Source organism: [Rhizobium] kunmingense (assembly GCF_977018605.1).
In genome coordinates this window covers 3,316,326-3,340,397 of the sequence record NZ_CDRNXG010000001.1, presented here as the reverse complement: position 1 = coordinate 3,340,397, position 24,072 = coordinate 3,316,326, and the positions used below count along the sequence as shown (strand labels likewise).

The window sequence follows — 24,072 nt, the reverse complement described above, 5'->3', positions numbered from 1 at the left end:
GACCGGCGAATTACGTCTCGGGCCAGACTTCGAAGTTTGTTTATGGTTTGTTCGTTTTGGCATTTTCCAGGCAAGTAACTGCCTGGAAAATAATAATTTACACCGATGACGGAGCGGTCGCCGCAGTTGCGCTGATGCTCTTTTCGTCAGCTTGCGCAATTTCTTGCGATGGCGCCCCCCACGTTCTCATTCTTCCGTGGGGGGCGTCGCTGTGGCGATCCTGGGTGTCAGCTGCAGCCGCTTGTCGCGCCGCATGTGTCGCACTTCTCGCAGGTGCCGTTACGCACCATCGTGAAGTTCTGGCACTCGGTGCACATGTTGCCTGTGTAGCCCTGCATGATCGACTTCATGCGGCGGTCTGCCTCCACCTTCTTGGCTTCCGTCTTGGCGGCAGCGGCGTCGGCTGCGGCCTTGTCGGAGAAGAGGGCGGTGGCGGCCTGCTGGCTTTCGTCGGCGACCACTTCCTCGGCGATCTCTTCGGCCAGTTCCTTGGCGCGTTCTTCGTAGTCACGCTTGAAGGAGACGACTTCCGATGTCGAAATGGCAACTGTCGGTTCCAGCTTGCGGGCGGCGGAGCCGGCAAACGAGGTTCCGCCGATCGACGTGACATTGGCCGAGGCGCGGGCAGGGGCTGCTGTCGCTGCACCCTTCGGCTCGCCGGATGCGGTACGATCCGTGCCGGTGCTCGACACGAGCGTCGGCTTGTAGCCGCGTGTCCAGCCGGTCGACACCAGGTTGGTCTTGCCTTCCTGGATGCCCTTGCCGAGTGCCGTGTTGGAGAAGTCCGACGTATCGACATGCGCAAGGTCATGACGGCCGAGATAGGAGACGGCGAGTTCGCGGAACACGTAGTCGAGGATCGACGTGGCGTTCTTGATCGCGTCATTGCCCGTCACGATGCCGGCCGGCTCGAACTTGGTGAAGGTGAAGGCCTCCACATATTCTTCCAGCGGCACGCCGTACTGGAGACCCAGCGAGATGGCGATGGCGAAATTGTTCATCATCGCACGGAAGGCGGCGCCTTCCTTGTGCATGTCGATGAAGATTTCGCCGATGCGGCCATCGCCGAATTCGCCGGTGCGCAGATAGACCTTGTGTCCGCCGACATTCGCCTTCTGGGTATAGCCCTGACGACGGTTCGGCAGCTTTTCGCGTTCGCGGGTAACGCGCTCGATGATGCGTTCGACGATCTTCTCGGTGATCTGCACGGCCTGGGCGGCGGTCGGAGCCTGTACCAGCTCCTCGATCGCGTCGTCCGCATCGTCCTCGTCGATGAGCGAGGCATTGAGCGGCTGGCTCAGCTTGGAACCGTCGCGATAGAGGGCGTTGGCCTTGAGAGCCAGCTTCCAGGACAGCATGTAGGCTGCGCCGCAATCCTCGACGGTCGCCTCGTTCGGCATGTTGATCGTCTTGGAGATCGCGCCCGAGATGAACGGCTGGGCAGCCGCCATCATGCGGATATGGCTTTCGACCGAGAGGTAGCGCTTGCCGATCTTGCCGCAGGGATTGGCGCAATCGAAGACGGCGAGATGCTCGTCCTTGAGGAAGGGCGCGCCTTCCAGCGTCATCGCACCGCAGACATGGATATTGGCGGCTTCGATGTCCTTCTTCGAGAAGCCGATATGCTCGAGCAGGTTGAAGCTCATGTCGGCGAGCTGCTCGTCGGTGACCTTGAGGGTCTCTTTGAGGAAGTCGGTGCCGAGCGTCCACTGGTTGAAGACGAACTTGATGTCGAAGGCGGCCTTGGTGGCGCCGTTGATGGCAGCGATCTTCTCGTCGGAAAAGCCCTTGGCCTTCAGCGAACCGGGGTTGACGCCCGGAGCCTGGTTGAGATTGCCGTGGCCGATGGCATAGGCCTCGATCTCGGCGATCTGGCTTTCGGTATAGCCGAGCGTCCGCAGCGCTTCAGGAACGGCGCCGTTGATGATCTTGAAGTAGCCGCCACCGGCAAGCTTCTTGAACTTCACCAGCGCGAAATCGGGCTCGATGCCGGTCGTGTCGCAATCCATCACGAGGCCGATCGTGCCGGTCGGCGCGATAACGGTCGTCTGGGCGTTGCGGTAGCCGTGCTTCTCGCCGAGTTCCAGCGCCTTGTCCCAGGCGGCCTTCGCATGGGCGGAAAGCGTCTGGTCCGGATTTTCCGAATGATAGAGCGGAACCGGGTCAACGGAGAGCTGTTCGTAGCCGCTGGTCTCACCGTAGGCTGCACGGCGATGGTTGCGGATGACGCGCAGCATGCTTTCGCGGTTCGGCGCGAAATTCGGGAACGGACCGAGCTCGCCGGCCATCTCGGCAGACGTGGCATAGGAAATACCGGTCATGATCGCGGTCAGCGAACCGGCGATCGCACGGCCTTCCTTCGAGTCGTACGGAATGCCCGAGGACATCAGGAAGCCGCCGATGTTTGCATAGCCGAGGCCGAGCGTGCGGTACTGGTAGGAGAGTTCGGCAATTTCCTTCGACGGGAACTGCGCCATCATCACCGACACTTCGAGAACGACGGTCCACAGGCGAACGGCGTGTTCGTAATCTGCGATCGCGATGTTCTTCGTTGCCTTGTCCTTGAACTGGAGAAGGTTGAGCGAAGCGAGGTTGCAGGCCGTGTCGTCGAGGAACATGTATTCCGAGCACGGGTTGGAGCCGCGGATCGGGCCACCGGCCGGCGAAGTGTGCCAGTCGTTCATCGTCGTGTTGAAGTGGATGCCCGGATCGGCGGATGCCCACGCGGCATAGGAAATCTGTTCCCACAGATCCTTGGCCTTAAGGGTCTTCATAACCTTGCCGTCCTTGCGGGCGGTCAGGTTCCACTCGCCATCGTTCTCGACGGCCTTGAGGAAGTCGTCCTTCAGCGAGACGGAGTTGTTGGAGTTCTGGCCCGAAACCGTGAGGTAGGCTTCCGAATCCCAGTCCGTGTCATAGGTCTTGAACTGCAGGTCCTTGTAGCCCTGCTGGGCGAACTGGATGACGCGCTTGACGTAGTTTTCGGGAACCAGGTCCTTCTTGGCAGCCTTGATTTCGCGCTTCAGGGCCGGGTTCTTCAGCGGATCGTAGCAATCGTCGCCGTCAGCCTCGCAGTTGACGCAGGCTTTCATGATCGCCTTCAGGTGCTTGGCGACGATCTTCGAACCGGTGACGAGGGCAGCAACCTTCTGCTCTTCCTTGACCTTCCAGTTGATGTATTCCTCGATATCCGGGTGATCGATATCGACGACGACCATCTTGGCCGCGCGGCGGGTCGTGCCGCCCGACTTGATGGCACCCGCTGCACGGTCGCCGATCTTGAGGAAGGACATCAGGCCGGAAGAACGGCCGCCGCCGGACAGGCGCTCGCCTTCACCGCGCAGGTGGGAGAAGTTGGAGCCGGTGCCGGAGCCGTATTTGAACAGGCGCGCTTCGCGAACCCACAGGTCCATGATGCCGCCTTCGTTGACCAGATCGTCGCCGACGGACTGGATGAAGCAGGCATGCGGCTGCGGATGCTCATAGGACGACTTGGACTTGGTCAGCTTGCCGGTGAAGGGGTCGACGTAGAAATGGCCCTGTCCGGGACCGTCGATGCCATAGGCCCAATGCAGGCCCGTGTTGAACCACTGGGGGGAATTCGGGGCAACGCGCTGGGTGGCGAGCATGTGGGCCAGCTCGTCCATGAAGGCGGCCGCGTCGTCTTCCGACGTGAAATAGCCGCCCTTCCAGCCCCAGTAGGTCCAGGTGCCGGCAAGGCGGGTGAAGACCTGGCGCGCATCGGTTTCAGAACCGTAGCGCTCGCCTTCCGGAATATCCTTCATTGCCTTCTCGTCGGCGACCGAGCGCCACAGGAAGGACGGAACGTCGTTTTCCTCGACGCGCTTCAGGATCTTCGGAACGCCGGCCTTGCGGAAATACTTCTGCGCCAGAACGTCGGTCGCGACCTGAGAGAACTGCGACGGCACGTCGATATCGGCGAGGCGGAACACGATGGAACCGTCGGGGTTGCGGATCTCGCTGGTCGCCTTGCGGAACTCGATGGTTCCGTAAGCGCCTGTCTCAGGCTTGGTGAAACGACGTTCGATGCGCATTGCCTTTGGTCCCTCATCCTTCGCGCCTCAAAAGGCGCACGTGTCCGATGCGGCCGCTCGCCATCATGGGCAGCCTGCTGAAATTCCATCCAGGTGATTCATCTTGGATGTGTATCTGTATATTGTGGCTGATGATGGCTGCCAACACTAAATATAGGGTTAATGCAGTCTTTCCACCAGTCTTGCCACCAATCGTGAATGCGGTTTCGGCAACATTTTGCAAGCACGCGAAAACCCGTCGCCCGGCGGTGTATCAAAACACGCCCTGCGCTTTAATGTTTCCGTAAAACTCGTAAAAAGAACCGGCCTCGTTACTCCCGGTCCAGTCGCCGCCGCAACATGGTTTATTCATGGCTGATCGGGTGCGATTCGGTCAAGCCGTAGTTTGCAGTAGTTTTTAAACCACAAGATATTGTGGGTCAGGGCTGTGGATAACGGGGAATAAAAAACAGCGTGGATTCTCAATCGCTTGGCGGTCAATGCTGAAACTTGTGCAAGGCTTGCGAATTTCGATTGTGGCGCGATCTGGGCAAAGCGGGGGCCGCAAACGCCTCCGTTACAGGGCATTTTAGCGGATGCGGATACCATATTGATACATATGGGTAACAGCGCCCGCCAAATATAGAAAAACCCGCCATCCTGTGGATGACGGGTCTGCACTTGACAGCGAAATGGCCGGGCGGTGCTGCGGCTTAGCCGCGATGGCCCTTGGCGATCGGCTCCTGGTAGGTGAAGCCCATGTCCCAGGGAAAATAGATCCAGGTGTCCTGCGAGACTTCGGTGACGAAAGTGTCGATGGTCGGCACGCCGGACGGTTTTGCGTAGACGCAGGCGAAATGCGCCTTGGGCAGCATCTGGCGCACTTCGAGTGCCGTCTTGCCGGTATCGGTGAGATCGTCGACGACGAGAATGCCTTCGCCGCCGTTTTCCATCAGTTCCGGGGCGATCCCCTTGAGCAGCACCGTGTCGCCCTGATCGACATAGTCGTGGCGGGTGGCGATGCAGACCGTGTCGATGAGGCGGATGTTGAGTTCGCGCGAGATGATCGCTGCCGGAACAAGGCCGCCGCGGGTGATGCAGACGATCGCCTTGAATTCCTGGTTGAGGCCCGACAGGCGCCAGGACAGTGCACGGGTATCGCGGTGGAACTGGTCCCAGGAAACGGGGAAGGCTTTTTCAGGAAGAGACATGGATCTTGCCGCCAGAATGGAGAGTTTCGTTGGCTCTCGCTAATAGCGGCAAGCAGGGGCGGAAGGCAAGCGGATCGCACCGTTCGCCTTATCGTTGTATCAGAGGACGCCGTTGCGGTTGGCGGCGGTCGTCAGCGGCCTGTCGAAGGACAGGCTGACGAGAATGCCGGCGGTGGCGCAGAGGCCGGTGAGGGTGGCAACGGCTATCCAGCCGCCATTGAGCCAGAACCATCCGCCGATCCAGCCGGTAAAGCTGGCGCCAATATAATAGAACAGCAGGTAGAGGGCCGATGCGTGGCTCTTGGCCGAACCGGAACTGGCGCCGACGCCGCTGCTGGCGCCCGCGTGGCCGATGAAGAAGCCGATCGTGATCAGCGAGATACCGACGGCCATGGAGACGATGCTGGCAGGCAGGGTCAACAGCACGCCGGCCAGAATGATCGAGAAGGCGACAAACAGCGTGCGGCGACGCCCGAGCCTGTCGACCAGCGCACCGCCATAGGAGGAGGCGACGATGCCGAGCGCGAAGGTCAGAAAAATCATGCTGACGGCGGTGCGGCCGAGATCATAGGGCGGGGCAGACAGCCGGAAGGCGGAATAGTTGAAGACGGTGGTGAACACGCTCGTCAGCATGAAGCCGATGAAATAGAGCCGCAGCAGCACCGGGTTCTTCAGATGCTGGCGCCAGAGCTGAAGATGGCGGCCGAGCGGCATGGATTTCGGCTGGAAATTGCGCGACGGCGGCAAAAGCAGGAAGAAGCCGATCGCCGCGATGACGCAGGCCGTGCCGAGCGCATACATGGCGACATGCCAGGAGGTGAAGGCCGAGACGAGGCCCATGCCGACACGGCCGATCATCGCCCCGAAAGCGGTACCGCCGACATAGAGCCCCATCGCCCTGCCAAGGCTTTTGGGTTCGATCTCTTCGGCAAGGTAGGCCATGGCGACCGCCGGCACGCCGCCCAAAACGAAGCCTTCGGCGGCACGGGCGGCCAGCAGAAAGCCCCAGCCGCCGGCGGCAGCCGCAATCATGTTGAAGAGGGCGGCCAGGATCATCGAGGTGAACATCAGGCTCTTGCGGCTGACGATCTGGGCAAAGGCGCCTGACAAGAGGATGGCGAAGGCGAGCGCCCCTGTGGTCAGCGACAGTGCCAACGATGCGGTTGCGGCATTGACGCCGAACTCGGCGGGAAATTCCGGCAGCAGCGGCTGGACGCAATAGATCAGCGAAAAACTGGCAAAGCCGGCAAGGAAAAGGGCGATACTGGCACGTCGAAATTCGTCGCTGCCGCCGACGATCCAGCGCGGTGCTTCCGCCGGCGCAGATACGGACTGCGCGGCATCCGGCTGATTGGAAATGGTTGTATCTTCGAAGGAGGGGCGAGGCGACTGCAACGGCTGGGAGGGCGACATGGAATTTCCTTTCGCCGTTCATATAGCCGCGTCGTCATTTCAGTGATAATATATGGATCAATGATCTTCCATATATGGATCTAATATCATGGAGCTGAGGCACGTCCGCTATTTTCTGGCGATCGCCGAGGAGGGCAGCTTTACAAGGGCTGCCGAGCAGCTGGGCATCGCCCAGCCGCCATTGAGTCAGCAGATCAAGGTTCTGGAGCGCGACATTGGAACGCAGCTTTTCCGCCGTCTGTCGCACGGCGTCGAGCTGACGCCGGCCGGCGAGGCGTTTCTGTCGGCCGTCGCCACCATTCCGCAGCAGATCGGCGAGGCGGTGCGGCTGGCGCGACGGGCGGCGGCGGGCGAAAGCGGTGTTGTGCGTATCGGCTTTACCGGGACGGCGGCGCTCAACCCGATCGTACCGACCTGCATCCGCAGCTTCGGCCAGGCCTTTCCCGAGGTCGAGATCAAGGTGACGGAAGAAAACTCCGTGGCACTGACCGAGGGGCTGATGGCCGATCGCCTCGATGTCGCCATCCTGCGCCCTTCTGAAACGGACCCGGAAGGACTGAGCGAGGAGATGCTGGCAGAGGAGCCGCTTCTGGCGGCGCTGCCGGCCTCGCATCCGCTGGCACGGCGGGGTGGGGCGATAGAGCTGGCGCAGCTGCGCGACGATCCCTTCATCTTCACCCCGCGCAGTGTCGGCATCAGCCTGCACGACGCGATCGTCAGGGCCTGCGCCAAGGCGGGGTTCACGCCGAGGAACGGTCCCGCAGCACCCCATATCGCCTCGATCCTGTCGCTGGTGGCGGCCGACCTTGGCGTGTCGCTGGTTCCCCGTTCGATCGCCAAGGTCAATCTGCAGGGCACGGTCTTCCGCGAACTGGCCGGCGCATCCGAGCATGTGGCGATCGCGCTCGCTTATCGGCGCGGCACGACATCGCCTGTCGTCCGGAATTTCTGTGCTGTGGCGCGCCGTGTGAGGGACGGTGAAAGTGGATGAGGCAATCGTTTCAACCCCCTGATCGGAATCAGCAATGGCGGGCTTTTTCCATGGCGGCCAGATCTGGCCGCAATCCTCTGCCAGTCGGGTGATCCATTCGATAGCTGAGGTGATATGATGGACGAACTCGAAAAGGCCGCCCGCGGCATGCTCTATGACGCGAATTACGATGCCAAGGTGCTGGAGCAGCGAAAGGCGGCCAAACGCTTGCTGCACCGGCTGAACGGCCTTGGTCCCGATGACGGCGACGAGCGCAACCGCATCATCCGCAACCTGATCGGCCATATCGGCGAGCGTTTCGTCTTCGATGGCGCGCTGCATTGCGACTACGGTTTCAACATCGAGATCGGCGACGATTTCTATGCCAACGTCAACCTCGTCATTCTCGACGGCGCCAAGGTGACGATCGGCAACAATGTCTTCATTGCGCCGAATGTCGGCATCTACACCGCCGGCCATCCGCTCGATGCCAAGCGTCGCAATGCGGGGCTGGAATATGCGCTGCCGATCACCATCGGCGACAATGTCTGGATCGGCGGCGGCGCGTCGATCATGCCGGGTGTGACGATCGGCGCCGGCGCGGTTATCGGCGGCGGCGCCGTGGTGACGAAGGATATTCCCGCCAACGTGGTCGCCGCCGGCAATCCAGCGCGGGTAATCCGCGAAATCACGCAGGCCGATGCCGTGCGCGAGACATTCGGCAAGCGCTGAAGGATCAGCGCGACAGGAGCGTCAGCGCCGTCATCGAATCGAGCAGGCTGCGGGTGACGCCGCCGAAGAACATTTCCCACCAGCGCGAATGGCCGTAGCCACCCATTACCAGCAGGTCGATGCTCTGGTCAGACAGCCGGTTCTCGATGGCCGCTGCCGCCGAAGCGCCCCCGCTGTCCTGCGTCGTCACCGTCACGGTGACGCCGTGACGGGCAAGCGTTGCGGCAAGTTCTGTTCCTGCCAGTTCCGGCGCACGGTCGCCGCGTTCGGGTGGGTCGACGACGAGGATTTCCACCGACGCCGCCCGCTTGAGAAAGGGCAGGGCGTCGAATGTGGCGCGGGTCGCCTCGCGCGAGCCGTTCCAGGCGACGAGCACGCGCTCGATCGGTTTCGGCTGTTTCATCGTGTAGGGAATGAGCAGCATCGGCCGGCCGCTTTCGAACAGGAAGGTTTCGAGATCGGCGCGATGATCGATCTGCGACGGATCGGTCTGGCTTGCGATGATCAGATCGGCCGTGCGCGCCGTTTCCAAGACCGACGACGAGGCATAGCCGGAGGCGAACAGGAAACTGCGCCATTCCGCCGACAGGCCCTCGCGCGCCGTGTGCTGCCTGAAAATGTCGGCGATCGCCGCCGTCTCCTTCCGCGCGCTTTCCTGCAGGATCTCGATTGCGGTCGGGTCCGGGATTTCCATCGGCGCGATCAGCGGCACGGCGGCGAGCGTCTCGGTATGGATGCCGACCAGATGAGCGGAAAACTGTTCGGCGATCGCGGTGGCAAAATCGCTGATCTGCGCCGCATTGCGCTGGGTGTCGAGAACGGCAAGAACAGTTTTGTAGGACATCGGCATCTCCTTATTGACCGGCCTGTTTCAGGCCTTGTTCCAATAATTTGGTGCCGTCCGCGGCGGCGTCAACGGGCGGTGGGCCGGGTCTCAGGCGTCGGCTGTCGGATTGGCCTTCATGGCGGCGGCGGAAAGAGTGGCGATCATGCCCGAGACGGCCTCGGCGGCTGCGTCGAGCGGCGCCTGCTCGCGGGCGCGCACGACGATTTCGGTGGAGAATTTCTTCCCGTCGAAACGCGGATAGGAGCCGATGCTGGTGTCGGGATGCGCCTTCTGGATATCGGCGAGAACGAGGCCGATATCGCCTTCGCCGAACGGGCATTCTATGCCGCGTGACAGCATTTTCGCGCCCGTGCGCAGCGTCGGCAAGACATTGTCGACCATCGCCTGGAACACCTGCGGCACGCCGGCCATGACATGGACATTGCCGATGGCAAACCCCGGTGCGGTGGAGACCGGATTGGCAATATGCGTTGCGCCCTGCGGCATGCGGGCCATCCGCTGGCGGGCAGGGGTGAATTCCATCTCGCGCCGCCTGTACATGTCGGCCAAAAGCGTCATCGCCGGCTCGTCGTAGATGCAGGGCACGCCGAAGGCTTTCGACACGGCATCGGCGGTGATGTCGTCATGGGTGGGGCCGATGCCGCCGGAGGTAAAGACGTAGTCGTAGCGGCCGCGCAGCGCATTGAGCGCCTCGACGATCGCATCTTCCTCGTCGGCGACGATCCGCACCTCCTTCAGATCGATCGCCGAAAGCGTCAGCATGTCGGCGAGGTGGCCGATATTCTTGTCTTTCGTCCGGCCCGACAAAAGCTCGTCGCCGATGGCGAGCATGGCGGCGGTAACGATGATGGGAGAGGCGGACTGGTCTTGCATGGCGGGCTCGCTTTCTGGTGAAGACGGACGTTATTCCGCCCGCCGCGGATTGCAAGGCAGAGGGCGCGTTGTCCCGCCGATGAAATTGAACAAGATCAATTCATCGTTCGCGATTGGTGGACACTGCGTCGCAAACCTGCCGTCTGGCGACATCGCGCCGGCTCCGCTAGCTATTCGTCACACGCTTTTTAAAAGGCATGACGATGATCCTTGAGTTCTTGAAAAAGCTGCTTGGCGGCGCACCTGATACGGGTGCCGCATTGGCTTCCACACCGGTAAAGGAAACGAAGAAAATGACGAAAGTTCTGGTTCTCTATTATTCCGCCTATGGCCATATCGAGAAGATGGCTTATGCGGTGGCCGAGGGCGCCAAGTCGACCGGCGCCGAGGTGACGGTCAAGCGCGTTCCCGAGCTGGTGCCGGAAGAGGTCGCCAAGTCCTCGCATTTCAAGCTCGATCAGGAAGCTCCGATCGCAACGCCGGACGAACTCGACCAGTATGATGCGATCATCGTCGGCGCCGGCACCCGTTTCGGCACGGTGGCCTCGCAGATGCGCAATTTCTGGGATCAGACCGGCGGCCTGTGGTTCAACGGCAAGCTGGTCGGCAAGGTCGGTTCGGTCTTCACCTCGTCGGCCACCCAGCATGGCGGCCAGGAATCGACCATCCTCGGCTTCATCCCGACGCTTCTCCACCACGGCATGGCCGTCGTCGGCCTGCCTTACGCCTTCCAGGGGCAAATGGGCGTCGAGGCCGTCAAGGGCGGCTCGCCCTACGGCGCCTCGACCATCGCCGACGGCGACGGCTCCCGCCAGCCGTCCGAAATCGAGCTGGAAGCCGCAAGGTTCCAGGGCGCCCATGTCGCCAAGATCGCGGCCAAGCTTTCGGCCTGATCTTTCAAAATCTTGAGAAATGCGAGGCGTGGCAGCATCTGCCGCGCCTTTTCCGTGTCAGGGATGGAGCATTGAGGACCGATCAGACGCGAAGGGCGATTTCCTCGCTTGACGGCGGGGCCGAACTTCACGAAACAGGACATCCGATGCGGACGTGGCGAAATTGGTAGACGCAGCAGACTTAAAATCTGCCGACCTCGGTCTTACGGGTTCGACCCCCGTCGTCCGCACCAACCATGGCAAACGTGTTTCCCGTAATTGACCTTGTGCCTCTCGCTCCTATCTCCGCATGGGAAATCGGAGGACGTTCCATGTTGATGAGAATGCTGGTCTTTCTTGCTGTCCTTGGCGGGGCGGCTGCGGCACATGCGGATGGGACGGTGCGGGAAGGGCAGTTCATGTCCAGCGAGATCCTCAGGAAGAATGTCGAATACACACTGTACCTGCCGCCCGGCTTCGGCAGTGACGAGCGGCGCTATCCGGTCGTCTATCTGATGCATGGCGGCGGGGGCGGCAAGAACCAGGACTGGTATCGCCATGGCAATGCCGACAAGGTTTTCGACGCGCTGATCGAAAGCGGCGACGTGCCGCCCTTCATCGCAGTGACGCCGGAAGGCCGTCGCGACGAGACCGACAAGTTCAACACCTATTATATGAACGACGCCGATGGCGGCTATCTGTGGCAGGATATGTTCGTCAAGGAATTCATTCCGCATGTCGAAAAGAGCCTGCCGGTCATTCCCGGCAAGAAATCGCGCGGCGTCATCGGGCTGTCCATGGGAGGCTATGCGGCGATTGCCTATTCGTTGAAATATCCCGACATGTTCGCCGGTGCCGCAGCATTGAGCGCCGCCTTCCGCACCGACCAGCAGATCGTCGAGATGGATCAGGCCGGTTATGATCGCCGTTATGGCAAGGCGTGGGGGCCTGGTCTGACGGGGCGCGACCGTCTGAATGAACCCTATTACAAGAACAGCGTGCTCGACCTCGTCGACAAGACGTCGCCTTCGGCGATCAAGGAGACCGCGATCTATATCGACTGCGGCTCGTCCGACGATTTCTTCGTCGGCAATGCGGAGTTGACATTGAAGCTGCAGAAGCTTGAAATCCCGCATCGCTTCATGGCGCGTGAAGGCGGACACGACTGGGCCTATTGGCGCTCCGGCCTGCCGGAGGCGACCCGTTTCATCGGCGGCGTCTTCCAGAACTGACGATCCCCCGCGAGCGCACCGAACCGATAGCGTGCAAATCGGCCTTGGTGCCCGCGGCCTCGCTGTGGCATAGCGGAGAAAACCAAGATCTATAGGGTGGAATGAGACGTGAACAAGACGGGTGTTGAAGACGCCAGAGCCGCAATGCGGACGATCTTTCCGGAGACGCCGCTGCAGCTGAACGAGCATTTGAGCCGCCGCTTCGGTGCGGATATCTGGCTGAAGCGCGAGGATCTCTCGCCGGTTCGTTCCTACAAGATCAGGGGCGCCTTCAACTTCATGCGCAAGGCGATTGCCAATGGTGCCGGCGATAAGACCTTCGTTTGCGCTTCCGCCGGCAATCACGCCCAGGGCTTCGCCTTCGTCTGCCGTCATTTCGAAGTGCCGGGCGTCGTCTTCATGCCGGTCACCACGCCGCAGCAGAAGATCGACAAGACCCGCACGTTCGGCGGCGAATTCATCACCATCAAGCTGATCGGCGATATCTTCGACCAGTGCTATGCCGCCGCCCGCGCCTATGTCGAGGAGACGGGTGCGATGATGGTGCCGCCTTTCGACGCGCTCGACATCATCGAGGGCCAGGCAACGGTTGCCGCCGAAATCGAGACCCAGTTGCCTGAGGGCGTCACGCTCGATCTCGTCATCCTGCCTGTCGGCGGCGGTGGTCTCGCCTCGGGCGTGACCGGTTATCTGATGGACGCTGTCGGCAAGAACGGTTTCATCTTCACCGAGCCGACCGGCGCGCCGAGCCTGAAGACGAGCCTCGAAGCCGGCGAACCGGTGACGCTGCCGAAGGTCGACAATTTCGTCGACGGTGCCGCGGTGGCACGGATCGGCACGATGAATTTCGATGCGCTGAAGCAGTTCTCCGCCGATCAGGTGATGCTGGTGCCGGAAAACGCGATCTGCGTGACGATGACCGACATGCTGAATGTCGAGGGCGTCGTGCTGGAACCGGCCGGCGGCCTGTCGATCACCGCGCTGTCGCTTCTGCCGCCGGAACGGATTGCCGGCAAGACCATCGTCTGCGTCGTCTCCGGCGGCAATTTCGATTTCGAGCGACTGCCCGACGTCAAGGAACGGGCGATGCGCTACGCGGGCCTGAAGAAATACTTCATCCTGCGTCTGCCGCAGCGTCCGGGCGCATTGCGCGACTTCCTCAACCTGCTTGGCCCGGACGACGATATTGCCCGCTTCGAATACCTGAAGAAGTCTGCCCGCAATTTCGGCTCGATCCTGATAGGCATCGAAACGACGGCGCCGGAGAATTTCGCGGACCTTTACCAGCGCTTCGAAAATGCCGGCCTTGGATACGAGGATATTACTGAAAACGATATTCTGGCGAACCTCATCATCTGATAGAGGATGACCCATTCAAGCCCCGGCGGCAGAAACCTGCGCCGGGGACATCAAGATAGGCAGGGCCATGGCATCGTTTTTCTCTTCTCTTCTTTCCGCCTTCTCGGGCAAGGACAAGCCGGCCAAGGTCGCGCCGGGCGCTGAACCCGTTGCCTATAACGACTGCCTGATCTTTGCAGCCCCGATGGCAGAGGGCGGTCAGTACCGTCTTGCCGGCCGGATCGAGAAGGTGGTGGACGGTGAGACGCTGGTGCGCAATGTCATTCGAGCCGACATGTTCTCGTCTATGGACGATGCCGTGACCTTCACCATTCGCAAGGCCGAGCAGATCATCGAGCAGAATGGTGCATCGCTGTTTTCCGATGGCGAGAAATCCCGTTCAGCGTAAGCCTGCCTCGCGAGATGTAATAGTCATATTACTCACTTAATATTAAAACCTGAGACTTAGACAGACTGGACGTTTATCAACTCCAGCGTTCTGTCATGCGATTTCGCAGGCTTTATTTCATATTTTTTTCGTGGCTTTCGATCTTTGCAGGGTTAGGGCCGGAATTTGCATATGCGGCGGTTGCTCCGCTGGATGGGCAGCTGTCGCTGGCCAACGCCGATACGCTATGGGTTCTGGCCGCCGCCGGCTGTGTTGTTCTCATGCAGGCCGGCTATCTTCTGCTCTCCTCCGGCTATATGCGCCGCAGGAATGCCGCCCAGACGGTGCAGAAGGGGCTTCTGGCCTTCACCCTCGGTGTCGTCACCTTCGCCATTTTCGGCATGACGCTGGCATTTGGCCGGTCTGCCGGTCTGCCCTTCGGCACCGGCCCCGCCTATATCCTGATTGACGACCTCGCCCCCGCGCATACGGCCTTCGCGTTGTTTCAGATCGTCTATTGCGGCCTCGCCGTGACGATCGTCGCGGCAGCCGTGGCTCACAGGCTGACCGCGAAGGCTTTCGTCATAACCTGCCTGGGTGTGGCCGGTGTCGGCTACGCGCTGTTCCTGCATTGGGCAAAGGGCAGTGCGGTCTTTCCCAATGCGACGGCCTTTCTCGCCAACCTCGGCTTTGTCGATCTGGGTGGCGGGGTTTCCATCTATGCGACGTCCGGCTGGATCGGTCTTGCGGGGCTGATGGTGATCGGTCGCGGCAAGGGCGGCCGGCGTGCTGCCGACGCCGGCATGCTGGCGGCCCGTCCGTCACTGGTCTCGGCTGCCGGTGTCATTCCGTTGGTCGTCGGCTGGAGCGGACTGAACGGCGGGGCGGCACTGCTTGCCGGCGTCGACGCCCTGCCGGTCGTCATGATGTCGCTGCTCGCCGCCGGGGCAGGTGGCTGTTCCGGCTATCTCTTCAAGCTGCAGTTCGACCGCAGCCGTCTGCCGCAGGCCTTTTTTGCCGGCATGCTGGGCGGTCTGGCGGCGGTGACGTCCGGCGTCCATCTGTTTTCGGCATCCGATGCGATGCTTGTCGGCCTTGTCGGCGGCGGGGTTTCGACCATCGGCAACGCTTTTGCGAGGCGCGTGCTGAGGCTCGACGACCCGACCGGCATGGTCGGGGCCTATGCGCTTGCCGGGTCCATCGGGGCACTCGCCCTGCCGCTGGTCTCGTCGATCGGAATACTGCCGGCCGGCGACTGGCTGGATCAGTTGCGGGTGCAGGCGGTTGCTGTCGGCATCAATTTCTACTGGGCATTCGGTGGCGCCTATCTTTTCTTCCGGTTGCTCGACCACCTCATGATCCTTCGCGATACAGGGTATGACGAAGCGCTCGACGATGAGGATGGCGGGCTGCAATGGGCGCGTCCCTACGACGAGGGGGAGCGTGTCGCGGCGCTGGCCAAGGCCACGTTCGAGGCCATCATGATCCATCGCAACGGCATCGTCGTGGATGGCAATGACGAACTGGTGAAGCTTGTCGGCCGTCCGCTCGAAGATCTGGTCGGTCGCTCCATCTACGACTTCCTGCGCGACGGCAACACGATCGCCATTTCCGAAATGGTCAAGCTGAATGACGATGCGCGGCACGAGATCTCGATCGCATTGCCCGATGGCGAACTGGTGCCGGTGGCGGGCCGCGGACGCGATATCGTCTTTCGCGGCGAGAAGGCGCGTGTCGGCTGCTTCGTCGACCTGCGCGAGCGGCGCGAGGCGGAAAAGCGCATCCGCCATCTCGCCCTGCACGATCCGCTGACCAGCCTGCCGAACCGCGTCCTCTTCACCGAAAGCCTCGGCGAGATTGCTTCCAGGAGTGACGAATCCGCAAGCTGCGGCGTGCTCATCATCGATCTCGATCGTTTCAAGGACATCAACGATATCCACGGCCATGTGGCCGGAGACAGCGTCATCCGTGAAATCGCAGCAAGACTGCAGGCGGTGGCCGGGCCGGGTGACATGGTCGCGAGGCTCGGAGGCGACGAATTCGCCGCCATCGTCTGCCGGGTGACGACGCCGGAGGAACTTGAGGAATTCGGTGGTCGCATCCTGTCGGCCATGGCCGCGCCGATTGCCATTCGTCCGGGCGAAGAGGTCAATGTCACGGTCAGTATCGGCGCCGCCCTTCATGGCCGGCATGCATCCGAAGTCGATGCCCTGATCGGCTGCGCCGACATGGCGCTATTCCATGCCAAGAATTCCGGCCGCAATGCCTGCCGGGTGTTCCGCAAGGGCATGAATGCCTTGCTGGAAAAGCGCCGGGCGCTGGAAAGCGATCTGGAGCCGGCGCTGCAGCAGGGGCAGTTCGAAATCTATCTGCAGCCGCGCGTCACGGCTGCCGATGTCGTCATCGGCGGATATGAAGCACTCCTGCGCTGGAACCATCCCGAGCGCGGCATGGTCAGTCCCGCCGATTTCATTCCGGTAGCCGAGGCGTCGGGCAAGATCGTCCCGCTCGGCGAATGGGTTCTTGCCGAGGCTCTGAAACTGCTCGATACGGTCGATGGCCATATCAGCGTCAATGTCAGCCCGTTGCAGTTCCGCCAGCGGGATTTCGTCGCGAACTTGGCCGATCTCATTCGCCGCAGCGGTGCCGATCCCGGGCGGCTGGAGCTTGAAATCACCGAAAGCGTGCTGATCGACGACGACCGGCGTGCCTTGCAGGTTCTCAACGAACTGAAGGCGATGGGCGTATCGATCGCGCTCGACGATTTCGGCACCGGCTATTCGTCGTTGAGCTATCTGAGCCGCTATCCCTTCGATGCGATCAAGATCGACCGCAGTTTCGTCAGCAACATCGGCGCCACCGATACGGCCCGCATGATCGTCAGGACGATCATTGCGCTGGGTACCGGGCTCGGCATGAAAGTGGTGGCCGAAGGCGTCGAGACGATCGAGGAGGCGCGGTTCCTCTGCGATGCGGGTTGCCACGAGCTTCAGGGCTATCTGCTCGGGCGTCCGGTGCCGGTCGCAGGCGTGGCGGCGAAGGTCGATCCGGTGCTCGTGGAAAAGCTTCTCGACAGGCGCGCTGCCGATATCGGCACTCCGGCGGCATCGGATCCTACGTCCGTGCGCGCGCGCCGCAGCGTCTATCGGCATAAGCGGTGAGCTGGTTTGAAGGAAACTTAACGGGAAGCCGTCATGATCGGCGTTCTCGTGTTGGGACAGGGACTTCCCATGCAATGGCTTAATCTGGGCATGTTCGTGATCGAGGCGATTGTCTACTTCGCCGTCATGACCGCCTTCCTGCATTTCCGTCGACCGCTCGGCCTCGGTGTCTTTCTCGCCGCGCTCGGCGTCATGCACTTCATGGAGACCTATCTGGCGGCGGTCTTTTACGTCCAGCTGCCGTTCGGCACCGTTTCCCCCGGTTCTTCGGTCTTCTTCGCCGGCAAGCTGATGATGATCCTGATGCTCTACATCAAGGAGGATGCCGCGACCGTGCGTCAGCCGATCTACGGCCTGCTGCTCGGCAATCTCCTGACCGTTGGCCTGGCCCAGATCCTGCAGGCGCATTCGGCAGTGACGCTGCCCGGCGGTCGCGCCGCCGACATGGGCTTTCTCGACGAGATGGGCTGGCTGATGGTCTGGGGCACGACCATTCTCTATATCGATGCCATCGCCATCATCCTTCTCTACGAGCGGCTCGGCAAGATAACCGAGAATGTCGTCGCCCGCTTTGCCATCAGTGGCGCGATCATCCTCACTTTCGATCAGGTCGGTTTCTTCACCGTGCTGCACGTTTTGCTAGACGTGCCGATCGCGGTCTTCTTCGGCGGCTGGTATGCCAAGCTGTTCTCTCTGATCATCTATAGCGCCCTTTTCGCCATCTATCTGCGGATCGACCAGAACGAGCGCTGGTCTGCCTCGTCCCGCCAGATCAAGGACATCTTCCACGACCTGACCTTCCGCGAGCGCTATCAGGCACTGCTGGCGAAGGCCGGAGTGGACGGACTGACAGGTGTTCTCGATCGCGGCCGCTACGAGACGGACGGACCGGAACTGCTGCGCGAGCACATCGTTCGCGGCAAGCCGATCAGCATGATCATCGTCGATGCAGATCATTTCAAGGCCATCAACGACCGCTTCGGTCACCAGCACGGTGATGTCGTTTTGAAGGAGCTGGCAGCCTGTCTGGCCAGGAGCGCCCGTTCCGGCGATCACCTGTCGCGCTTCGGCGGCGAGGAATTCGTCCTGCTGCTGGCCGATGCCGACCATCAGTCGGCCCTGCAGATCGCCGATCGCCTGCGCCGCGACGTTACCGCCTGCGTGGCGCGCCCGGACGGCTCCAAGCTCACCGTATCGGTTGGGGTCGCGACAGCGCCGGAGGATGGCCGCAGCCTCGACCTGCTTCTAGGCCGCGCCGACGAACGGCTCTACAGCGCAAAAAATAACGGCCGTGATGCGGTTCACGGCCGTTCTGGAAAGTTCGAGGCCGATCTGGTGTGATCGGCCTGATCGTCTGGATCAGGCAGCCAGTGCCAGCTGCTGGGTGCGTTCCTGGGCGGAGGCGATCGCCTTTTCCAGCGCTTCCGGACCGAAGGCAGTGCCTTCGACATAGATGACTTCGACATCGGTCATGCCCATGAAGGCGAGAACGGTCTTCAGATACGGTACGGCGTGGTCCATGCCCTTGGCCGGGCCATCGGAATAGACGCCGGCGGCCGACAGCACGACATAGACCTTCTTGTTCTTGGCGAGCCCCTCCGGGCCTTCTGCGGTGTAGCGGAAGGTCAGGCCGGCGCGGGCGACGTTGTCGATCCAGCTCTTCAGCGTCGAGTAGATGTTGAAGTTGATCAGGCCGGTAGCGAGGACCACGGTATCGGCGGCCAGAAGCTCGGCGGTCAGTGCGTCCGAGGTGACGACGGCTGCGGCCTCGTCAGCCGTGCGGTCTGCCGGCTGCTTCTTGATGGCCGAGGTTGTGACCGTGTCGAGATGCGCGATCGGGTTCGCGCCGAGATCACGGTGTGCCACGGTTGCATTCGCGTTCTGTACCTTCAGCTTATCGACGAATTCGCTAGCGATCTTGGTCGAAAGCGAATCTGCGCCGCGCGGGCTGGAGGTGACGAGGAGGATCGAGGACATGATGCCAATTCCCTGATTGTGTTAGCTGTTGAGCACGTTAGCGGATGCCGGGCGAGACTGGAGGACTCGTTTCACGTCACAAATAGGAGTGGACCATCATCGATAAAACGGGGATAATATCGAAGGTTCTTATCGAAAATCTGGATAGGTCTCATGGATGCAAATCCGACACTTGATCAGCTGCAAGTCTTTATTGCCGCAGCCGAGACGGGTAGCTTTTCCGCTGCCGCCCGCGCCCTGAACCGGGCTCAATCAGTGGTCAGCTACACGATCTCCAATCTGGAAGGGCAGCTGGAAGTCTCGCTGTTCGAGCGCAGCGGTGCGCGCCAGCCGAAGCTGACGGATGCGGGCAGGGCGATGCTGGCGGACGCACGCCGCATCGTCGCCGACCTGCAGGTGATGCGCTCACGAGCAAAGAGTATTCGCCAGGGGCTCGAGGCCGAGCTTTCACTGGCGATCAGCGTCATGGTGCCGGCCGACGCGATGGTGAGCGAGCTTCGCAAGTTCCGCGAGATCTTTCCGAGCGTGGCGCTGAACCTCAATGTCGGCGAACTCGGCATGGTGATGGAGATGGTGCTGAGCGATCGGGCGAGCATCGGCATTGGCGGCGCGCTTTTGAAGCAGGACGACAGTCTGGTGAGCGAGAAGATCGGCCATGCCTTCATGGTGCCGGTCGCCGCCGCCGACCATCCTCTGGTCAAACTCGGCCGGCCGTTGAACCTGTCGGATGTGCGCGACGAAACACAGCTTGTCGTCACAGACGCATCGGGCATTACCGCCGGCCGCAACTTCAACGTCCTTTCCTACAAGATCTGGCGGGTGAGCGATATCGCGACGAAATACCAGCTGATCAAGGGTGGTCTCGGCTGGGGCGGATTGCCGGTTTCGCTGGTGCGCGAGGATATCGCCAAGGGCGATCTCGTGGCGCTGGAACTCGACGCCTACGAGCAGGGCGAGTATCCGCTTTACTCACTGCGCAAAGCCGCCAATCCGCCCGGGCCGGCCGGGCAATGGCTGATCGACAGCTTTGCCGCCAAGCTCTCCACATGCCCGAACAAGGTCGATCTGATGGCTGTATTGAAAGGCGGCGCGGCGGATGAATTTCCGCAGGCGGCCGAATAGGCGAGCTGGCTAACTCAAAGCGTCAGCGTGCCGGAAATGCATGTCGCGACTTCGCCGCCGACCCAGATGTCGTCGCCGATCTTGTCGACATGAACCCTGCCGGCGCGGCCGAGCGCGGTGCCCTGTGCGGCAACATAATGATCCGGAGCGACACCGGAACCGATCAGCCACTGGGCAAGGCCGGCATTCAGACTTCCCGTCACCGGATCCTCGTAGCCGTTGCGGGTGAAGGCGCGCACCTCTAACTGAGCGGCCGTTCCATCCTGCACCGGCTCGAACGGGCCGACGAGGCCGACCCGCGTGCCGGCGAGAATGGAATAGTCCGGCTTCACCGCCAGCACATCCGCCCGTGTGGGCAGAAGCACGCCGATCCAGTCCGGGCCGTTTTCGCACCAGTTCGACGCCTTGATCATCGAGGTTGGCAGGCCGATGCCGCGCGCGATCTGTTCGACGAGTGCCGGATCGACCGGGCCTGAGCGCTTCAGCGGCGGTGCGGCGAAGGCGAGGCGGCTTCCGTCGCGGCGGATGCGCACGAGGCCTGCGCCGCATTCCTGCACGATCTCGCCCTGCGGAGCGTCATCGGCCTGGCTCAGCCACACATGCGCGCTGCCGAGCGTCGGGTGGCCGGCAAACGGCAATTCCTGCGTCGGCGTGAAGATGCGCACGCGGTAATGCGCGGCCGGATCGGTTGGGGCGAGCAGGAAGGTCGTCTCGCTGAGATTGGTCCAGTTGGCGAAGGACTGCATCTGCGCATCCGACAGGCCATCGGCGCCGATGACGACGGCGAGCGGATTGCCGCGCATCGGCTGGGCGGAGAAGACGTCGACCTGCTGAAAGGGGTATGAGGGCATCGGGATCACATTTCGGTTGTTGGGCAAGGCTCGTTTCGGCGGCAGTCGACAGGGTGGATAGGGCGCCTCCGGCTGGCCCACCTCGCTATATTGTTCTTCCTACCCTGACGACCTGCCACAGGTCGTTGCAGCGGGTCCGCGGGGCAAGCCCTGACAAGCCTTTGGTCGGGGTGGGCTCCCGTCGCTAGAGCACCAGCCGGAACTTTGCAAACCCGTTTTCGCCGTCGCCGGCATCCTCGATTTTTGCGCCCTTGATCTCCCCGGCGAACGTGCGGCCTTTCGGCCCCGTTTCGAACACGGCCGTCGTGCCGGGCTGCGGCTTGAACGACCAGTTGTCGTCGGCGGACGGATTGATCTCGCCCTGTTCGAGGATGTAGCGGACGATGACGTCGCGGTTCGTATCGGGCGCGACGAAGATCACCTTGTCGCCGGCGATCTCCGGAAACTTGCCGCCGCCGCCGGCACGATAGTTGTTTGTTGCGACGACGAATTTTTGTTCCGGATCAATCGGTTTTCCGTCGAAGCTCAAGTCGGTTATACGGTTGGAGTTTTCATTGATCAGCGTTCCGTCCCTGTCGAAACGGGCGGGCTGCGACAGGTCGATACGGTAGGTCACGCCATCGATGACGTCGAAATTGTAGGATGGGAAGCCGTCGGCCAGAAGCGGCGCATCCTTGGCGCCCGGATCCACCTTGTTGAACATGCCCGCCGACATTTCCAGCCAGTTCTTTACCTGTGCGCCGGTCACCAGCACCGCCTGCACGGTGTTCGGGTAAAGGTAGAGGTCGGCGACATTCCTGATGGCGATGTCGCCGGTCGGCACGTCGGTATAATATTCGGCGCCGCCGCGACCGCCGGTCTTGAACGGGGCGGCAGCCGAAAGCACCGGATAATCCTTGTATGCACCGTCCTTCAGCATGTCCTTGACGTACCAGGTCTGGGCATTGGAGACGATCTGCACCGACGGATCGTCGGCGATCAGCGCAAAATAGGAGTAGAGCGGCGCCGAGGTCTTGCCGACAGGGCGGCGCACATAGGCGAGGGTTGCCTCGTGCTCGGCCTTCACCGAGGCCAGAACCTCCGGCGTGTCGGCAACGTCGGCGACGATACGGCGGTTGTCGTCGCGGTGATAGATGGGCCTCGCCTCGGAGGTCGAGGAGATGATCTTCCAGCTGTTGCCCTCTTTTTCGAGAAGAAGGTCGATCAGCCCCATATGCGAACCCCAGAAACCGCCCATCACGGCGGGCTTGCCCATCAGCGTGCCATTCCTGGCATCGACGCCGGCAATGCCGTCGAAATCTCTCGGGCCGGGGAAGACGAGATGCTGGTGACCGGTAAACACTGCGTCTATGCCCTCGACGCCGGCGAGGTAGAGCGAGGCGTTCTCCATCCGCTCGCTCTGTCCCGCGCCGTCGATGCCGGAATGGGAAAGAGCGATGACGATATCCGCGCCTTCCTCCTTCATCTGAGGCACCCAGGCCTTGGCCGCATCGACGATGTCGCGCGTCTGTGCCCGGCCTTCGAGGTTCTTGGCATCCCAGACCATGATCTGCGGCGGCACGAAGCCGATAACGCCGACCTTGATCGGAGACGTCGCTCCGGAGCCGTCGCGGATCTGCCGCTCGAGGATCACGTAGGGCTTGAAGAAAAGCTCATCCTGTTTAGCATCGGATGCCAGCACACCCTTGGTAAGATTCGCACAAACGTAAGGATGCGATGCACCGGATAGCGCCTTGAACATGAAGTCGAGGCCGTAGTTGAACTCGTGGTTTCCGAGTGTTCCGACATCATAGCCGAGCACGTTCATGGCGGTGACGACGGGATGGCTGTCGCCATCCTTCATGCCGCGCTCATAGGCGATATAGTCGCCGAGCGGATTGCCCTGTAGGAAATCGCCGTTGTCGACGAGCAGCGAATTGCCGGCCTCGGCGCGGATCGCGTCGATCAGCGAGGCGGTGCGGGCAAGGCCGAGCGTATCGTTCGGCCTGTCGGCGTAATAGTCGTATGGGAAGACATGGACATGTATGTCGGTGGTTTCCATGATCCTCAGATGCGCCTGATTGGCCTGAGCGCGCGCCGCGAACGGATGCAGCGCAACGAGCGCCGAGGAGGCGGCGATACCGCCGAGCACGCTGCGGCGCGAGATCGTCGAGGACGGGTGAAACAGCGACATGACATCTCCCTCTTTCATCATTCGCCGCGACACTAGGCCCATTCTCCTGGGCATGCATCACCAAAATCAAGGGGGTACACGCGGGCGCAACTATAAAATGTATTGCTTGGAAATGCAATCGGTGATGGATTTCGTTGGGCGTGACAATCATAGGGGGAGGCCATGTGGCGGATTGCGACTTTGTTATTCGGAGGCTTTGGTGGACTCTGCCCCATCCTGGTCGACAAGGCGAAAGACTTTATAGTTGGCAAAGGATACGGCGGGTTCTACGGGCCGGATGTTCAGACGGCATTTCTGATGTTTCTGTTCGGTTCCATCTGCTTTTTCCTGCTTGGTGCTATAGTTGCGCTCGCGCACAAGGAAACCGATCACTGGAAAGCTTTGGTGATCGGAGTGTCCGCCCCCGGCTTGATTACTGCGGCGGCAGGTAGCAGCGCTGACGGCGCGAATAATACGGTCGTAAGACTTAGCGCCAGATGGCAGCTCGGGATAAATTCCGCTTACGCCCAAGCGCCGCCAACCATGCCGGGCGGCTATCAGCTGAATGTTGCGCCGGGAGGCGCTTCTGGGTGCCTTGCCTGCGAACTGAAAATCTTTCGTTCAGACGGCAGCTTGCTGTCCACTGCTCCGCTAGCGACCGGCGAAGGCTCAAAAACAGTGACAGTTCCACCGGATGCTGACGAGATTATTTTGTGGGCGCCGGGAACAAACTCTGCCGTTATACCGCTCGATCAATTCAAGGCCGGACAGGTAGGCGGTGAACTTAACCTTCAGGTGGATCGTGAACGCAACATTACCAATGACCTCTGGCGCACGTTCGGCAATAAATCGATCCAACCCTATGACTTCGACGTCAAGGTTACGCCCGGCATGTAACC

At 61.5% G+C, this 24,072-nt stretch carries 18 protein-coding genes and 1 tRNA gene; 11 read left to right on the top strand and 8 right to left on the bottom strand.

Annotation, left to right across the window (positions count from 1 at the left end; translation table 11 throughout):
- Positions 1–227 precede the first annotated feature (227 nt).
- The 3 genes from AC0JZ4_RS16150 to AC0JZ4_RS16140 all read right to left on the bottom strand — a co-directional run bounded on the left by AC0JZ4_RS16150 (position 228) and on the right by AC0JZ4_RS16140 (position 6,658).
- Entirely contained in the window at positions 228–4,055 is a 3,828-nt protein-coding gene (locus AC0JZ4_RS16150) for a vitamin B12-dependent ribonucleotide reductase (protein ID WP_471887359.1), read from the bottom strand.
- A 692-nt stretch (positions 4,056–4,747) separates the two neighbouring features.
- Positions 4,748–5,245: a xanthine phosphoribosyltransferase gene (gene gpt / locus AC0JZ4_RS16145; RefSeq protein ID WP_471887358.1), complete on the bottom strand. Its 498-nt coding sequence runs from the start codon at positions 5,243–5,245 to the stop codon at positions 4,748–4,750.
- A gap of 99 nt (positions 5,246–5,344) precedes the next feature.
- Positions 5,345–6,658 (bottom strand): MFS transporter, encoded by a 1,314-nt coding sequence (locus tag AC0JZ4_RS16140; protein ID WP_471887357.1) that lies wholly within the window; start codon positions 6,656–6,658, stop codon positions 5,345–5,347.
- Positions 6,659–6,746: 88 nt separating this feature from the next.
- On the opposite strand from AC0JZ4_RS16140, the gene AC0JZ4_RS16135 reads away from it, so the two are divergent.
- Complete coding sequence (locus AC0JZ4_RS16135; RefSeq protein ID WP_471887356.1) at positions 6,747–7,649, top strand: LysR family transcriptional regulator; 903 nt, start codon at positions 6,747–6,749, stop codon at positions 7,647–7,649.
- Between the two features lie 117 nt (positions 7,650–7,766).
- Positions 7,767–8,360 carry a sugar O-acetyltransferase gene (locus AC0JZ4_RS16130; protein WP_471887355.1) on the top strand — a complete coding sequence of 198 codons (594 nt, stop codon included), beginning with the start codon at positions 7,767–7,769 and terminating at the stop codon, positions 8,358–8,360.
- 4 nt (positions 8,361–8,364) lie between these two features.
- Here the strand turns inward: AC0JZ4_RS16130 and AC0JZ4_RS16125 are convergent, their stop codons facing one another.
- Both AC0JZ4_RS16125 and AC0JZ4_RS16120 read right to left on the bottom strand, forming a co-directional pair.
- Positions 8,365–9,204, bottom strand: a complete 840-nt coding sequence (locus AC0JZ4_RS16125) for a universal stress protein (protein ID WP_471887354.1) — start codon at positions 9,202–9,204, stop codon at positions 8,365–8,367.
- A gap of 90 nt (positions 9,205–9,294) precedes the next feature.
- Positions 9,295–10,080, bottom strand: coding sequence for a competence/damage-inducible protein A (locus AC0JZ4_RS16120; RefSeq protein WP_471887353.1), 786 nt, complete (start codon positions 10,078–10,080; stop codon positions 9,295–9,297).
- 293 nt (positions 10,081–10,373) lie between these two features.
- Between AC0JZ4_RS16120 and wrbA the strand changes: the two genes are divergently transcribed.
- The 7 genes from wrbA (at position 10,374) to AC0JZ4_RS16085 (ending at position 18,412) form a co-directional block, all read left to right on the top strand.
- Positions 10,374–10,973 (top strand): NAD(P)H:quinone oxidoreductase type IV, encoded by a 600-nt coding sequence (gene wrbA / locus AC0JZ4_RS16115; RefSeq protein ID WP_471887352.1) that lies wholly within the window; start codon positions 10,374–10,376, stop codon positions 10,971–10,973.
- A gap of 148 nt (positions 10,974–11,121) precedes the next feature.
- Positions 11,122–11,206: transfer RNA gene (locus AC0JZ4_RS16110), tRNA-Leu, on the top strand.
- A 78-nt stretch (positions 11,207–11,284) separates the two neighbouring features.
- Positions 11,285–12,184, top strand: coding sequence for an alpha/beta hydrolase (locus tag AC0JZ4_RS16105; RefSeq protein ID WP_471887351.1), 900 nt, complete (start codon positions 11,285–11,287; stop codon positions 12,182–12,184).
- A 108-nt stretch (positions 12,185–12,292) separates the two neighbouring features.
- Entirely contained in the window at positions 12,293–13,543 is a 1,251-nt protein-coding gene (gene ilvA / locus AC0JZ4_RS16100) for a threonine ammonia-lyase (RefSeq protein ID WP_471887350.1), read from the top strand.
- A gap of 67 nt (positions 13,544–13,610) precedes the next feature.
- The gene (locus AC0JZ4_RS16095) at positions 13,611–13,931 is read left to right on the top strand and encodes an HlyU family transcriptional regulator (RefSeq protein ID WP_471887349.1); all 321 of its coding nucleotides are present in this window, start codon (positions 13,611–13,613) and stop codon (positions 13,929–13,931) included.
- 95 nt (positions 13,932–14,026) lie between these two features.
- Entirely contained in the window at positions 14,027–17,071 is a 3,045-nt protein-coding gene (locus tag AC0JZ4_RS16090) for an EAL domain-containing protein (protein WP_471887348.1), read from the top strand.
- 69 nt (positions 17,072–17,140) lie between these two features.
- Positions 17,141–18,412, top strand: coding sequence for a GGDEF domain-containing protein (locus AC0JZ4_RS16085; protein ID WP_471887914.1), 1,272 nt, complete (start codon positions 17,141–17,143; stop codon positions 18,410–18,412).
- An 18-nt stretch (positions 18,413–18,430) separates the two neighbouring features.
- Here the strand turns inward: AC0JZ4_RS16085 and AC0JZ4_RS16080 are convergent, their stop codons facing one another.
- Positions 18,431–19,048: an FMN-dependent NADH-azoreductase gene (locus AC0JZ4_RS16080; protein ID WP_471887347.1), complete on the bottom strand. Its 618-nt coding sequence runs from the start codon at positions 19,046–19,048 to the stop codon at positions 18,431–18,433.
- Between the two features lie 153 nt (positions 19,049–19,201).
- Between AC0JZ4_RS16080 and AC0JZ4_RS16075 the strand changes: the two genes are divergently transcribed.
- Positions 19,202–20,170, top strand: coding sequence for a LysR family transcriptional regulator (locus AC0JZ4_RS16075; protein ID WP_471887346.1), 969 nt, complete (start codon positions 19,202–19,204; stop codon positions 20,168–20,170).
- A 14-nt stretch (positions 20,171–20,184) separates the two neighbouring features.
- On the opposite strand, the gene AC0JZ4_RS16070 is transcribed toward AC0JZ4_RS16075, so the two are convergent.
- Together AC0JZ4_RS16070 and AC0JZ4_RS16065 are read right to left on the bottom strand one after the other, a co-directional pair.
- Complete coding sequence (locus AC0JZ4_RS16070; protein ID WP_471887345.1) at positions 20,185–21,021, bottom strand: PhzF family phenazine biosynthesis protein; 837 nt, start codon at positions 21,019–21,021, stop codon at positions 20,185–20,187.
- Positions 21,022–21,205: 184 nt separating this feature from the next.
- Complete coding sequence (locus AC0JZ4_RS16065; RefSeq protein ID WP_471887344.1) at positions 21,206–23,194, bottom strand: bifunctional 2',3'-cyclic-nucleotide 2'-phosphodiesterase/3'-nucleotidase; 1,989 nt, start codon at positions 23,192–23,194, stop codon at positions 21,206–21,208.
- A gap of 162 nt (positions 23,195–23,356) precedes the next feature.
- Here AC0JZ4_RS16065 and AC0JZ4_RS16060 point away from each other — a divergent pair, with 162 nt between their 5' ends.
- Entirely contained in the window at positions 23,357–24,070 is a 714-nt protein-coding gene (locus AC0JZ4_RS16060; RefSeq protein ID WP_471887343.1) for a hypothetical protein, read from the top strand.
- The last annotated feature ends 2 nt before the right edge of the window (positions 24,071–24,072 follow it).

Excerpts from the sequence above, each read along its gene's own strand:
- AC0JZ4_RS16140 (WP_471887357.1), bottom strand. The coding sequence starts at position 6,658 with ATGTCGCCCTCCCAGCCGTTGCAGTCGCCTCGCCCCTCCTTCGAAGAT.
- AC0JZ4_RS16150 (WP_471887359.1), bottom strand. The coding sequence starts at position 4,055 with ATGCGCATCGAACGTCGTTTCACCAAGCCTGAGACAGGCGCTTACGGA.
- AC0JZ4_RS16075 (WP_471887346.1), top strand. The coding sequence starts at position 19,202 with ATGGATGCAAATCCGACACTTGATCAGCTGCAAGTCTTTATTGCCGCA.
- AC0JZ4_RS16135 (WP_471887356.1), top strand. The coding sequence starts at position 6,747 with ATGGAGCTGAGGCACGTCCGCTATTTTCTGGCGATCGCCGAGGAGGGC.
- AC0JZ4_RS16090 (WP_471887348.1), top strand. The coding sequence starts at position 14,027 with ATGCGATTTCGCAGGCTTTATTTCATATTTTTTTCGTGGCTTTCGATC.
- AC0JZ4_RS16125 (WP_471887354.1), bottom strand. The coding sequence starts at position 9,204 with ATGTCCTACAAAACTGTTCTTGCCGTTCTCGACACCCAGCGCAATGCG.
- AC0JZ4_RS16070 (WP_471887345.1), bottom strand. The coding sequence starts at position 21,021 with ATGCCCTCATACCCCTTTCAGCAGGTCGACGTCTTCTCCGCCCAGCCG.
- AC0JZ4_RS16085 (WP_471887914.1), top strand. The coding sequence starts at position 17,141 with ATGCAATGGCTTAATCTGGGCATGTTCGTGATCGAGGCGATTGTCTAC.
- AC0JZ4_RS16060 (WP_471887343.1), top strand. The coding sequence starts at position 23,357 with ATGTGGCGGATTGCGACTTTGTTATTCGGAGGCTTTGGTGGACTCTGC.
- gpt (WP_471887358.1), bottom strand. The coding sequence starts at position 5,245 with ATGTCTCTTCCTGAAAAAGCCTTCCCCGTTTCCTGGGACCAGTTCCAC.
- AC0JZ4_RS16105 (WP_471887351.1), top strand. The coding sequence starts at position 11,285 with ATGTTGATGAGAATGCTGGTCTTTCTTGCTGTCCTTGGCGGGGCGGCT.
- AC0JZ4_RS16080 (WP_471887347.1), bottom strand. The coding sequence starts at position 19,048 with ATGTCCTCGATCCTCCTCGTCACCTCCAGCCCGCGCGGCGCAGATTCG.
- wrbA (WP_471887352.1), top strand. The coding sequence starts at position 10,374 with ATGACGAAAGTTCTGGTTCTCTATTATTCCGCCTATGGCCATATCGAG.
- AC0JZ4_RS16095 (WP_471887349.1), top strand. The coding sequence starts at position 13,611 with ATGGCATCGTTTTTCTCTTCTCTTCTTTCCGCCTTCTCGGGCAAGGAC.
- AC0JZ4_RS16130 (WP_471887355.1), top strand. The coding sequence starts at position 7,767 with ATGGACGAACTCGAAAAGGCCGCCCGCGGCATGCTCTATGACGCGAAT.
- AC0JZ4_RS16120 (WP_471887353.1), bottom strand. The coding sequence starts at position 10,080 with ATGCAAGACCAGTCCGCCTCTCCCATCATCGTTACCGCCGCCATGCTC.
- AC0JZ4_RS16065 (WP_471887344.1), bottom strand. The coding sequence starts at position 23,194 with ATGTCGCTGTTTCACCCGTCCTCGACGATCTCGCGCCGCAGCGTGCTC.